General features: G+C 47.7%; 16 protein-coding genes. All 16 read left to right on the top strand.

Annotated features, from left to right (window positions below; all coding sequences use genetic code 11):
• Positions 1–351: hypothetical protein (locus tag G367_RS26370; RefSeq protein ID WP_040627876.1), on the top strand; the 351-nt coding region annotated here is incomplete at its 5' end.
• Positions 352–360: 9 nt separating this feature from the next.
• Positions 361–2403 carry a ClpP-like prohead protease/major capsid protein fusion protein gene (locus G367_RS0100345; RefSeq protein WP_020411102.1) on the top strand — a complete coding sequence of 681 codons (2043 nt, stop codon included), beginning with the start codon at positions 361–363 and terminating at the stop codon, positions 2401–2403.
• A 98-nt stretch (positions 2404–2501) separates the two neighbouring features.
• Positions 2502–2873 carry a DUF2190 family protein gene (locus G367_RS0100350; RefSeq protein ID WP_020411103.1) on the top strand — a complete coding sequence of 124 codons (372 nt, stop codon included), beginning with the start codon at positions 2502–2504 and terminating at the stop codon, positions 2871–2873.
• Positions 2874–2921: 48 nt separating this feature from the next.
• Positions 2922–3176, top strand: coding sequence for a head-tail joining protein (locus tag G367_RS0100355; RefSeq protein WP_020411104.1), 255 nt, complete (start codon positions 2922–2924; stop codon positions 3174–3176).
• Between the two features lie 683 nt (positions 3177–3859).
• Positions 3860–4177: a hypothetical protein gene (locus G367_RS0100365; RefSeq protein WP_020411106.1), complete on the top strand. Its 318-nt coding sequence runs from the start codon at positions 3860–3862 to the stop codon at positions 4175–4177.
• Positions 4178–4251: 74 nt separating this feature from the next.
• Positions 4252–4512, top strand: a complete 261-nt coding sequence (locus tag G367_RS0100370; protein ID WP_020411107.1) for a hypothetical protein — start codon at positions 4252–4254, stop codon at positions 4510–4512.
• Positions 4513–4607: 95 nt separating this feature from the next.
• Positions 4608–5318 (top strand): hypothetical protein, encoded by a 711-nt coding sequence (locus tag G367_RS0100375; protein WP_020411108.1) that lies wholly within the window; start codon positions 4608–4610, stop codon positions 5316–5318.
• 109 nt (positions 5319–5427) lie between these two features.
• Complete coding sequence (locus G367_RS0100380) at positions 5428–6768, top strand: FRG domain-containing protein (protein WP_020411109.1); 1341 nt, start codon at positions 5428–5430, stop codon at positions 6766–6768.
• Positions 6769–7192: 424 nt separating this feature from the next.
• Positions 7193–7435, top strand: a complete 243-nt coding sequence (locus tag G367_RS0100385) for a hypothetical protein (protein ID WP_020411110.1) — start codon at positions 7193–7195, stop codon at positions 7433–7435.
• 16 nt (positions 7436–7451) lie between these two features.
• Positions 7452–8282 (top strand): BRO-N domain-containing protein, encoded by an 831-nt coding sequence (locus tag G367_RS24725; RefSeq protein ID WP_020411111.1) that lies wholly within the window; start codon positions 7452–7454, stop codon positions 8280–8282.
• A gap of 400 nt (positions 8283–8682) precedes the next feature.
• The gene (locus G367_RS24730) at positions 8683–9021 is read left to right on the top strand and encodes a hypothetical protein (RefSeq protein ID WP_020411112.1); all 339 of its coding nucleotides are present in this window, start codon (positions 8683–8685) and stop codon (positions 9019–9021) included.
• Positions 9022–9117: 96 nt separating this feature from the next.
• Complete coding sequence (locus G367_RS0100400) at positions 9118–9525, top strand: phage tail terminator protein (protein WP_020411113.1); 408 nt, start codon at positions 9118–9120, stop codon at positions 9523–9525.
• A gap of 26 nt (positions 9526–9551) precedes the next feature.
• A complete protein-coding gene (locus G367_RS22720; RefSeq protein ID WP_020411114.1) occupies positions 9552–9965 on the top strand; it encodes a phage tail tube protein in 414 nt (137 codons plus the stop codon).
• Between the two features lie 2 nt (positions 9966–9967).
• Positions 9968–10393, top strand: a complete 426-nt coding sequence (locus G367_RS0100410) for a phage minor tail protein domain-containing protein (protein WP_020411115.1) — start codon at positions 9968–9970, stop codon at positions 10391–10393.
• Positions 10393–10659: a phage tail assembly protein T gene (locus G367_RS0100415; protein ID WP_020411116.1), complete on the top strand. Its 267-nt coding sequence runs from the start codon at positions 10393–10395 to the stop codon at positions 10657–10659. Before G367_RS0100410 ends, G367_RS0100415 begins: the two co-directional genes overlap by 1 nt.
• A gap of 3 nt (positions 10660–10662) precedes the next feature.
• Positions 10663–11139: hypothetical protein (locus tag G367_RS0100420; RefSeq protein WP_020411117.1), on the top strand; the 477-nt coding region annotated here is incomplete at its 3' end.

The raw sequence follows: 11139 nt of genomic DNA on the forward strand, positions 1-11139 counted from the left end.
CTGGAATTCTGTGAGGAGATTGTGGAGCCGGTTACCCGGCGTTGGGTACAGATGGGTCTACTGGCTGATGCTTTTAAAGTGCCAGCTGATGTCGATCCATCCACACTAATGCACGTTGATTTTATCACTCCAGTCATGCCTTGGATTAATCCGGCCCATGAAGCCAATGCTGATGAAACCCTGTTGGAAAATGTTCTAGCCAGCCCGCAGCAGACCATCCGCCGCCGCGGCAAGAAACCTAACGATGTGATCAAGCAGACCGCCGCCTGGCAGCAAAAACTGAAAAAAAACAAGATCACTACCCCATCCAAACGCACTGCGGTTCCCGCAGAAAATACTGAATCCGAGTAGGAAACTGCTATGCCCAAAAAATCTTGGTACAGCATTACCGCTGCCGCAAATAACACTGAAGCCGATATCTATCTGTACGACTACATCGGTTATTGGGGCGTAACTGCAAAAGACTTTGCCCGCGATCTTAAAGCGCTAGGCGATGTCAGCAAGATCAATCTGCATATTAACTGCCCCGGTGGTGATGTGTTCGACGGCACCGCTATTTACAACCTGCTCAAAGACCACAAAGCCGAAGTAGAAACCTGGATTGAAGGTATCGCAGCCAGTATGGGCAGTGTGATCGCTCTTGCCGGGGGCACGGTTCATATTGCTGAGAACGCCTATTACATGGTGCACAACCCCAGTGCCGGTGTGCGAGGCGATGAACGTGCTCTGGAAAAAACCAAGAGCCTGCTGGCAAAAGTGAAAGCCACCATGAAAAGCCTGTATTCCTCACGCACCGGAATGTCGGATGAGGAAATCAGCCAAGTGATGGATGACGAGACTTGGTATACCGGCGCCGAAGCCGTGGAAGCGGGTTTTGCCACTGACACGACAGCAGCAATGGAAATGGCCGCAAGCTTCAGTGCTGATCACTTAAACCAGTTCAAAAATACCCCTCAAGCCATTAGTACATTGGTAATGCAGGGGCCTACTGAATTTAGATTCCCGTCTGCGGTTGCAGACAACCCACCCCAAACCAAGGAGGCGCAAGCCATGCCGAAAACTACCTCCACCACGCCAGCTGCAACCGCTGCGACCGAGGTCACCCCGGAAATGAAAGCCCAGATTGCTGCCGATGCCAAAGCGCAATTTGCAGCGGATGAAAAAAAGCGCAAAGATACGATTAAAGCCGTTTTTAAAGGCTTCGATGCGCACAGCACAGTGATGCAATCCTGCCTGGATGATATGGACTGCACCGCTGAGAAAGCCAAAGATCAGTTGCTCACTGCGCTCGGCAGTCAAACCCCAACCCCCGTGCAAAGCTACAGCTTGGTGGTGCAGGAAGGCGAAGGCATCAAGCGCATGAAGGCTGATGCCGAGAATGCCATTGCCATGCGCGCCCTCGGCGAAAAGCGCACCGAAGGCAACGAGCTTACCGGCTACACCATGATGGAGATTGCCCGCATTCTGATGCAGGCCCACGGCCAGAATTTGGCGGGTCTGGATAAGATGGGTATCGTCGCCGCCGCCTTTACCCACAGCTCCGGGGACTTCGCGACTGTCCTGGGCAATATTGCGAATAAATCCATGCTGAAAGGTTATTCGGAAGCGGCAGAAGTCTTCCCGCAGTTTACCGCCACCGGTAACTTGAGCGATTTTAAGATTGCCACCCGCACGGATCTCGGCACCTTCCCCTCACTGCGCCAAGTGGCACCGGGGGCAGAATTTAAATACGTGAGCCTTGGCGAGCGCGCCGAAACCGCCGCACTGGCCACCTACGGGGAAATGTTCTCCATTAACCGTCAAGCGATTATTAATGACGACCTGGGTGCCTTCACCCGCATCCCACAAAAGATGGGCCTTGCTGCGGTCCGTACCGTTGGAGACCTGGTGTTTAGTATCCTGCTCAACAACCCACAAATGGCCGATGGCAAAGCCCTGTTCCATGCCGACCATGGCAACCTGGCCACCAAGTCTGGTATCAACACTGCCAGCATCGACGCCGCACGGGTATTGATGGGCAAGCAAAAGGATGGCACCGCCTTCCTGAATATCCGCCCCAAATTCCTGCTGTGTGATATCGCCGATGAGGGTGCCGCAAAGGTTGCGCTGGAATCTGAATTTGAAGTAGGTGCTTCTGAGAAATCCAACACTGTACCCAATAGTGTGCGCAATATTGCCAGTGTGATCTCCGATGGTCGCCTTAGCGGCCACAATGGCTGGTACCTAAATGCCGACCCGGTAGCGCACGACACTATCGAAGTGCTCTATCTGGATGGCCAGCAAGCCCCAGTGTTGGAACAGCAAAACGGCTGGAATATCGACGGGGTGGAATTCAAGGTGCGCCTTGATGCAGCTGCCAAAGCCTGGGACGCAAAAGGCATGGTGAAAACGCCCAAGAACTAATCCCCAGCTCAAACCGAACCAAACCTTAAAGAACCCGAAAAGGGCCGCATAGCGCGGCCTTTTTGCTTTCAGTTACAAACCCAATCGAGAGAAAGAGAATGGCTACTAATTTTGTACAAGACGGGCGCCTACTGAATTACACCAACAACACCAGCGCCGCTATTACCTCTGGCCAAGTGTTAGCAGTAGGCGCAGTGCTGGGTGTAGCGATGGACGATATCTCCGTGGGCGCATCTGGTGTGATCGCTATTGAAGGCGTATTCACCGTGCCCAAGGTATCCGCCGCAGAGATCAGTCAGGGGGAAACCCTCACCTGGGATGTATCCGTAGCAGCCTTTAATAACAGCGCCGCAACAGCCGCAACCGGCGATATCACTGGCCCCACCGCCTTTGCCGCAGAGGCAGCCGGTAATAGCATTACTAGCTTAGCGGTCAAGTTTACCGGTGTTCCGGGCACTGTGAAGGCCTAGGTGATCCATGGATCTGGACCAAAGAGCCGCGGAGCGCGCGTTTCGTAAATGGGGAAAGCCGCTACCTTTGATGATGGTAGCGGCGGAGAGCCTATTGATTGCCGTGTGATAAAAGATCAGGAGGTTGACGAGTTCGATGATGAAGAACGTGTTCGGGTGCCGCGTGTTGAATTGAGTCTGCTGGTGAGTGAGGTTGGCGCTTACAACTCAGAGGCGGTGATAAAGCTCGGTGGTGTGGAGTATGCGGTGCGAAAGCGGTTGGCGGATGATGGGGTTGTTTGGCGGGTTTTGGTGGATGCTTAGCCTAAACCGACAGATCAGCAGGGGATTTATGATCACTGTGACTGTTATTTTTTTGGGTTGCTCAATTTGACGGATAAAACCAGTAAAATCAATGGGTTGAGAGATCTGTGAAAATTGGGGATAGTGGTCACGATGACCGTTTTTCTAGTTGGGTCGATAGTGCTAAGTGATCGCAATCTATTGATTTAGTAGAAGAAGACGGCATGTTGGCGTAAATTTGCATCAGAAATAGTGGTCAAGGGGATAGTAGTCATGATGACCACTATATAAATGTTATGCCTCTTTATTGATAAGGGAGAAAGGTTCTGTATAAGGTAGTTCTTGGTCTATTCGTTGCTGCTGCTCTCTTTATCGGAGGTATCTATTTCGAAAGATACAGGCTGTTGGAGCCTGTGGCGTTTAAGCTAAAAGGGCCTCTCAAGCTACAGTCCAGTAACGATTTGGGACAATTGCCTGCGGGAGCTGTACTTTATCCTTACACGAGCGGCCCTAGTACAAACACCTATATCTTGTTCATCAATACTAAAAATGAAGATATGCTAGAACCTATAAAATTCGATAGAGTTATGACGGTTGTTCCAATCGATGCGTACTCAGACAACTAGGCATAACAAAGGCGTGCATTTGACCACCGCTTCGCGTCGGCAAATGACGCTAGCGTTATGAGTATGAAGTGGTGAGTAATGATTGAAGGATTATTGATTATTATATGTATTTTGCTTTTATTATTGCTGTTATTTGTGAGGGGCATATATTCTTCCGTCAGTCGATTGCAAGATGATGTTCGCAGTCAATTGGTTCGAGAGTCAATTGAGCAAAGTTTTAAGCTCAATGAAATTGATAGCAAGCTCTCTAGTCGTGCGTATCTTGATGATGAACAAATGGAAGAGTTTTTAGAATATATTGGGGATATCCGAGAGGTTGCCATGGAACACAGGCGTCAATATCAAATGCTTCCAGGTGATAGAGAAATACTCGATGAGCTGAATAAAAACTCATAACAAAGCAATCGTGTGGGAAAACCTACGCGTTGCTTCGGTTTCCCCACATTGCAGCGTTATATTTCAGAGAAATCATGATAGATAGCAAGGAAAATCCAGTTGAATGGAGTCAATTAATGAGTGAGCTAGAAGGTGCACATGAGCATCTAGGTGATCTCATTAAAGAAATGGGATCTAAGGGGAGCGTCGATATCGAGGGCTATTCTATAGATATAGCCCATATATATGCGCACTTAAATCGAGCGTGGAATTCCCGTGATTTCAAAGGTGAAATGAGTGAATCTCAATGGGAGGAGTTTCGTTCTTTTCCCTCTGATTTGGAGCCAATCGCGTAATGAAATATAACCAGCGGCGGCACAATCGGCCTTCGGCCTGGACTCAGTACTGCGTACTTCGCCTGTGCGCCGGACGTTACAAGTCTTAGGGGGCTATGTTAGAAGTGGAAGATCCAAATAAAATTTTTAGAGTTCTCATAAAATTCATGGATGAGCAGCATGTTGATTCATTTTTAAATGAAGGGCTTCTCTACATGAATAATATCGACTACTTCAAGAACTATGAGGATGTTGATGTAGCACTCCGAGGAGATGTACATGAAGGGCTGGCAGCCTCATATAAATCTGATGAGGTTACAATTACCTTAGGAGAGCATGTAATTGAAGGGGCTGTAGGTAAGGTAGATCTCCGGTATGACCATGAAGGTGATACGAATATCTATAGTATGACTAAAGTAAGTGACGGCAAAATTCTGGATGCCGGAGAAAATGGTCTTCTTCTATCTGAAAAATTTAGTAGCTTCGGTAATCGCGCAGTCCTTATAGGTGGTTCGAACATTGTCGAGTTTGAGCGAAGGTTAAAGGCAGCAGTTTCTAGCGACGAAAATATCTACACACCACGTGAAGATGGTATCGTAGCCAAGCAGATTAGCTATCTAGATCGCGAGCAGCATCACGGGCAGATGGATACCTTCGATAAATTTGATGATTATGCGTGGCAACATGAGTGGAGAATTGCTTTTAAGCAAAGTAAATCTAATGGTGCTTATCCGCTTAAAATTGGCAGCCTAGCCGATATTGCTCAAGTATTTGAAACCGACTCACTAATTAGCCAACCCTTGAAGTTGGTGCCACACAACTTGTAACAAGTCAAAGCACTCGGACATGGTGAAGTTGGTCACTTTTTTGTACCCAAAAAGTGACCAACTTCACCATGCCAGTGTTTGAGGAGTTAGGCCGTCGAGATTGAGTTCTATGACTACTTTTATTAAAGGTGTAGATGAGCTAGAGGCTCATTTGTCAAAATATAAGAGCGGGTATTTATTTCGTGGACAAGTAAAGCACTATGTAGATTCTAACGGGCGCACGAGCATTCCTACATCTTTCAGCAGGCATGGTTGTATTCCTGATGTTATGTTCAAGTGGACGCATTACGCTAAAGCTATGATTCGTGGGTTCTTTGGTGTCGACTACTTTGATATAGATATAGAGTTGTCTCAAGCAATACTGCAACACTACGGTTGGAGATCATTTTATGTGGATTTAACTAAGTCTTCTTCTATAGCGTGTTGGTTTGCATCAAACGCATATGAAGAGTCTAAGTCTATCCATATGAGCGAAGATATAAATGAGAACCCTGTATGGCTGGTTCACAAAGATGCAAAATACAGTCAGGCTGAAGGAAGCGGTCATATCTACATTATAGATTGCTTAGCATTGGAGACCCTTGATATAAAGATTCATGACCTCACTTCAATGCAAGGTGATGAAGGTAGACTTAGATTTCACGCTCAGGAAGCATGCCTAGTGGGGAACTTGAACGACAGGCTGCCTCCCCAAGTTATTACTTCACATATCGAAGTTCCGAGCAGTGTATTAAAGGACTATTGTAAGAAAAATCTAATAAACGACGTCTCAGATATTTTCCCATCAAGCAAAGAAGACTTTGTTTTAAAAACACTTTTAAGTTTGCCTTGGGAAAAAGTGAATATCGATAGCCCAATAACTACATTTCGAAGAGGCTTGGAAATTCCGGATTATGAAGACAACTTTATAAAGCATCTCCCTCCACATGTAACTCTATATGAGAATTTCTGGGTTTCTGATAATAGAAATGATTCGGATAATCCATTTAATAATCTAGTCTTTTACAAGCTTCCACAAATCTCATATTACGCTAACACCGATGAACCTTTTGATATGATTCTTGTTAGTGAGGCACTGAAAAGGCATGGTGACTTTGTTGTTGAGATTGATGGCTTGGTAAAAATAGTGGAGGCGCAAGAGGAATACATTTATGAAAAGGGAATACATGTATCGGTTAATGAAGAAGGATGTATTTCGGTGTCTGGGTTAGTCGTCTCTCATCCAAGTAATATTGTTGATGGTGTCGGCACCAATGTTGGTTGGATTTACAAAGAAAATCATAATATCTGGGAGCGAGTCGACCACCAAGACGAATGCCCTTGCAACAATACACTTAGACACCAGTTGCAGTTTTCATTACTAAGAATGCTGAATGAAGCGATGAAGAATGAAGACTTTATTACAGAGAACGTTTGTTCCTACAGGCATAAAGATGTCCAGCCAGCCTAACAAGTCAAGGCTGTCGGACGCTTCGTTCCGCAGCTTGGGGCGTTAACCGCTACTCATCCCTGAGCTGTAATAAAAAACCCTACCAGTTAGCGCTGGTGGGGTTTTTTATTGCCTGCGGAAAGGGGCTGTATAGAAAACCATATATTTGGAGTGATTAACTGGAGATTGGCGACAAGGTATTGTTTAAACCGTGCTTGGCGTGTAGTGTTGGAGGCCTAAAACTCATAGTCCGGCCCCCGCACCCGTTAGCAGCGGTTTTTTTGCGCCCGAAATCCGTGCGTGAAATGCCTGTAATGGCGGGATGAGATAGGCGTGAATACAACACCCCTTTGGGGAAATAGCGCCCAGGCTTGACTATGAGCCTTAGTGAGTCCCGCCGCCTCAGCAAAGCGGCACCTCTAAAACATAGTCATAGGAGGCCGCCATGGCCAGTGCCCACGCAATCTCCACTGTTAATCACTCCCAACCAGCGCTACAGCCGGCTCATGTCCAGCAGTTGCGCGAATTGCAGTATTTAAATCTGGCTCGCCAACGCATTCTCGAATGGCCCGATTCCCCAATAAAAACCGCCGCACTCAATGCCCTCTGTGGCGAAGAGGGCGCGGTCCTGGTTGGATTGACCTACGCCGCCAAACGCGTGGCTTCAAGGCAGAGTACTGAACATTAACCACAGGAGAGTGATTATGAGTAACGTGATTCCATTTGATTTCAAAAGTCATCAAGTGCGTGTTGTTGAGCAGAATGGCGAGCCGTGGTTTGTGGCTAAGGATGTGGCCGATGTGCTTGGTTACTCTGATGCTCAAGCAATGACTAGAAAGCTTGATGACGACGAAAAGTCAAACCGACAGATCGTCGGTTTGGGATCTCCTACAGGGGGGCGCGGTACAACAGTCATTAACGAGTCTGGGTTGTACTCTGTGATTCTGACAAGCCAGAAGTCTGAAGCCAAAGCATTTAAGCGCTGGGTAACTCATGAAGTCCTGCCCAGCATCCGAAAGACGGGTCAATACAGCGAGCCCAAAGAAGAGTTGTCAGGTGACAAGCTGCTGATAGTGGCCAATCGCTCATTTGGAGCAGCCCACGGTTTAGCCAAGCGAATGGGCATGAAGGGTAATCAGGCAATCTTACTGGCCAATCGGGTAGTGGAAGAAACCACCGGCATCAGCCCAATGAAGCTGATGGGGGTAACCCACCTGGAGGCTGAGAATAACGAACCTCTCTACACGCCATCGGAGTTGGGTAAAGCGTACGAAATGAGTGCCCGAGAGTTCAACGCCATCCTACAACGAATGGGACTCCAGAAACATGTGGAATATAAGCCACGCAAGAAGCGCTGGGAGCTAACCTCAAAGGGTGAAGAGTTTGGTCGTTATTGCGATACCGGCAAGAATCACTCTGGCGGCGCTCCCGTGCAGCAACTCAAGTGGCATAAAGCAGTACTGGAAGAAGTTGCCCGGTACGCGGAACAGCTCCGCGATAAGTTGCCAGGAGGTTGCTTCCTCAAAGTAGTTTAAGTTTCACGGCGGCCATGAGCGTGAATACAATACCGCAAGGAAATAGCGCTCACCCATTTTTCATTCTCCTTTGGGTGTTCAATGGCTGCCCTTTTCAATCCGCCAGATCAGCAGTTTTGGAATATTAGTGGCTAGGGTAAAATTTGAGGGCAAAATACTACGAATAAAATACAGGTTAGAACTTTGCACTACATCCGATTATTGGGATATGCAGGCTGGATGAAAAATGTACAAATAGATGCTGTTGGCATCAAAAACCAAAAGAGGCTTCTCCTATTTTTCGGTAAAAATCAGTAATTCATTGATTTTTAAAGTACTCCCAAAATGATATAAAACCGCGAAAAGCTGAGGTAAAGAGCAGCTGCGTTTAAATTTACTGTTAACTACTGTGGAATTGTAAATGAGAAAGGTACTAATTTTATTGCTGGGGATGCTTACTTTTTCCGCGCATGCTGTAGAAAGCGAAATGAGCCCGACTTCTATAATTAAAATCGTCCACTCCTATCCAGCAGATGGTGAAGTGGTTTTTACTTTGGAGAATCCAACTTCCATTTGTAAAGGGTATTGGTTAAAGAGTGATTCACCGGGGCAAGCTACTACTATGAGTATGATATTAGCTGCATACCATGCAAAGACAAATGTAAAAGTTTGGGGGTATACAGAGGATGGCAATCAATGGCCAGGCTCTACCTCTAAATATTGTAAGTTACATACCATTGCTTATGGTTATGGGCTATAGAAATTACCAATTAAAGTGAGTAATTAGCAAATTTATTGAAATCCAAACCCGCACCAGCGGGTTTTTTTATGCCCAAAATTCCCGGAGAGGTTCCCAATGACCCAACGCATGATCATACGTGATGCCGTACAGAATGAACTACAGAACCTAAGCGGCTATTCATTCCCACCCCCTGGCACCACAGAAGAAATAGATTCAAAAAAGCTACCGGCCATTGTGGTGGGCTTTGCAACCGAAAACACTGATCACGAAATGCATAGCGGCACCAGTCGGCAGCTGGATCTGACTATTGCTGCGGTAGTAAAGAGCGATGGTGATATATATGCCGCATTGGATCAAGCGGCTGCAGATATTGAGAGCACATTGCAGGATGCAACTCTGGGCAACACCTGTGACTTATTCCTACTCAGCCAAACCCAGTTTGCGCTGGACCAGGATCACCCACTGGGCGAGGTTCGATTGACCTATACGGCCCAGTATTCCACCGAACCCTCAGCCCTTTAACTCAATAACTCAAAAAGGTATTAGCTATGGCACAAGGTTATAAAACAAAATTTTCCCGCAGCGATGATGGCAGCTCCTATACGCCAGTAGCGGGCATGCTGGATATCGATCCCGGTGAGGAGTCGCGCGGTTCTGTTGAGATGACGCCGATTGATGGCACCAGCGGATATATGGATTACGATCCGTCAGGATTACGTGATGCCGGGGAGGTTTCCATTACCTTGATCTGGAAAGAGAGCGATAGCGGCCAGCAGGCCCTGCGTGCTGATTACGATTCAGATACCAATAAACATTACAAAATCGAGTATCCCGAAGGTACTACGGTGGAATTAATTGCCCACATTACCGGCTGGGGTAAGGCGGTACCCAAGGATGACAAGATTACTCGCACGGTTAAATTCAAAATCTCAGGTAAGCCCTCGGTAACTGCAGGTAGCTAACCATGAATTTAGTTCCTACACCTATTTTAGAATCCGAAACTGTTTTATTTGGCCAGCAGAAAGTGGAGTTGTTTGAACTGAGCGCCTACCACCGCTGTGAATATCTGCAGAAGACTACCGAAGATATTCCGCTGCCGCAGGATGAAGAGTTGCCTGAAACTGAGCTGGAAAATTTTGGCCAGCTTTGGGCTTTCCGGTTGGGAGAGGTGAGCAAGAAGTTGTTGCTGGTTGCCTATGCCATCTGGATGAAACCAGACTGTCAGGACTCACTGGAGCAGATTCATCAGGGATTGATCCGCAGCGTTACCCCAAAGTTGATTGATGTGCTTTATGTGCCTGCAGCCAAACTATCTGGTCTCTATGTAGAAGCATCCACTGAGGGAGAGAGCAGCGAAACAGAAAGCGAGGACAACGAAAAAAAAGGCTAGTGCCGGGTTTCTATTTCGCCCGGCAGCTCGCGCGGGATTTTAACCGTCCCGATTATTTCAATATGTTGCGCTCCATGAGTTCTACCGAGTTCGACCACTGGTATGAATATCACTCAGAGCGTCCCCTGAATACCGAAGTCCAACAGTGGCAACTCGCCCACATTGCCGCCGGCACACTGGGGGGCAAAGTCTCTAACTTCCTACCTCAGCCGCACAAGCCAAAAACCGTGCAGCAACAAATCGCAATCTGGAACTCCATGAGCTGAGCAATGGCAAAACAAACTTCCATGGCCACCATGGTGGCAAACCTGGAGCTGCGCTCCACTCAATATAAGCGGGAGATGGCCCAGGCCGCCGCACGCAATAAACAGCTTACCCGCGAGATAAAGTCTACCAGTTCGGCGGGCACTATGTTTGGCCGCTCAATGCGTGGTGCTGCTCAAGGGGTTGCAGCTATTGATGGTCCCTTGGGTGGTGTATCTGGTCGAGTAGGTGCCCTTAATGGTCTGTTGACTAATGGCGCGGCTAGCTGGGCACTGTTTGGTGCTGGGATCGCCGGTGTTACTGCGGTGTTTTATCAGAGCATTCGCGCCGGTGAGGAGATGGAGCGGCAGCAGCTCAAGATAGAAGGTCTGCTAAAAGCTACTGGCGGTGCCAGTGGTCGCACTGCACAACAGCTGGATGACCAGGCGCGCTCAGTGGCCCGCGCTACCCTGGCGAGCGTTACTGGTATCAGGGAAGCCCAA

The sequence above is a fragment of the Microbulbifer variabilis ATCC 700307 genome (assembly GCF_000380565.1).
In the GTDB taxonomy this organism is placed as follows: domain Bacteria; phylum Pseudomonadota; class Gammaproteobacteria; order Pseudomonadales; family Cellvibrionaceae; genus Microbulbifer; species Microbulbifer variabilis.

What these genes read in the sequence shown, in the direction of transcription:
- G367_RS0100345 (WP_020411102.1), top strand. Translation starts at nt 361, where the DNA reads ATGCCCAAAAAATCTTGGTACAGCATTACCGCTGCCGCAAATAACACT.
- G367_RS0100350 (WP_020411103.1), top strand. Translation starts at nt 2,502, where the DNA reads ATGGCTACTAATTTTGTACAAGACGGGCGCCTACTGAATTACACCAAC.
- G367_RS0100355 (WP_020411104.1), top strand. Translation starts at nt 2,922, where the DNA reads ATGGGGAAAGCCGCTACCTTTGATGATGGTAGCGGCGGAGAGCCTATT.
- G367_RS0100365 (WP_020411106.1), top strand. Translation starts at nt 3,860, where the DNA reads ATGATTGAAGGATTATTGATTATTATATGTATTTTGCTTTTATTATTG.
- G367_RS0100370 (WP_020411107.1), top strand. Translation starts at nt 4,252, where the DNA reads ATGATAGATAGCAAGGAAAATCCAGTTGAATGGAGTCAATTAATGAGT.
- G367_RS0100375 (WP_020411108.1), top strand. Translation starts at nt 4,608, where the DNA reads ATGTTAGAAGTGGAAGATCCAAATAAAATTTTTAGAGTTCTCATAAAA.
- G367_RS0100380 (WP_020411109.1), top strand. Translation starts at nt 5,428, where the DNA reads ATGACTACTTTTATTAAAGGTGTAGATGAGCTAGAGGCTCATTTGTCA.
- G367_RS0100385 (WP_020411110.1), top strand. Translation starts at nt 7,193, where the DNA reads ATGGCCAGTGCCCACGCAATCTCCACTGTTAATCACTCCCAACCAGCG.
- G367_RS24725 (WP_020411111.1), top strand. Translation starts at nt 7,452, where the DNA reads ATGAGTAACGTGATTCCATTTGATTTCAAAAGTCATCAAGTGCGTGTT.
- G367_RS24730 (WP_020411112.1), top strand. Translation starts at nt 8,683, where the DNA reads ATGAGAAAGGTACTAATTTTATTGCTGGGGATGCTTACTTTTTCCGCG.
- G367_RS0100400 (WP_020411113.1), top strand. Translation starts at nt 9,118, where the DNA reads ATGACCCAACGCATGATCATACGTGATGCCGTACAGAATGAACTACAG.
- G367_RS22720 (WP_020411114.1), top strand. Translation starts at nt 9,552, where the DNA reads ATGGCACAAGGTTATAAAACAAAATTTTCCCGCAGCGATGATGGCAGC.
- G367_RS0100410 (WP_020411115.1), top strand. Translation starts at nt 9,968, where the DNA reads ATGAATTTAGTTCCTACACCTATTTTAGAATCCGAAACTGTTTTATTT.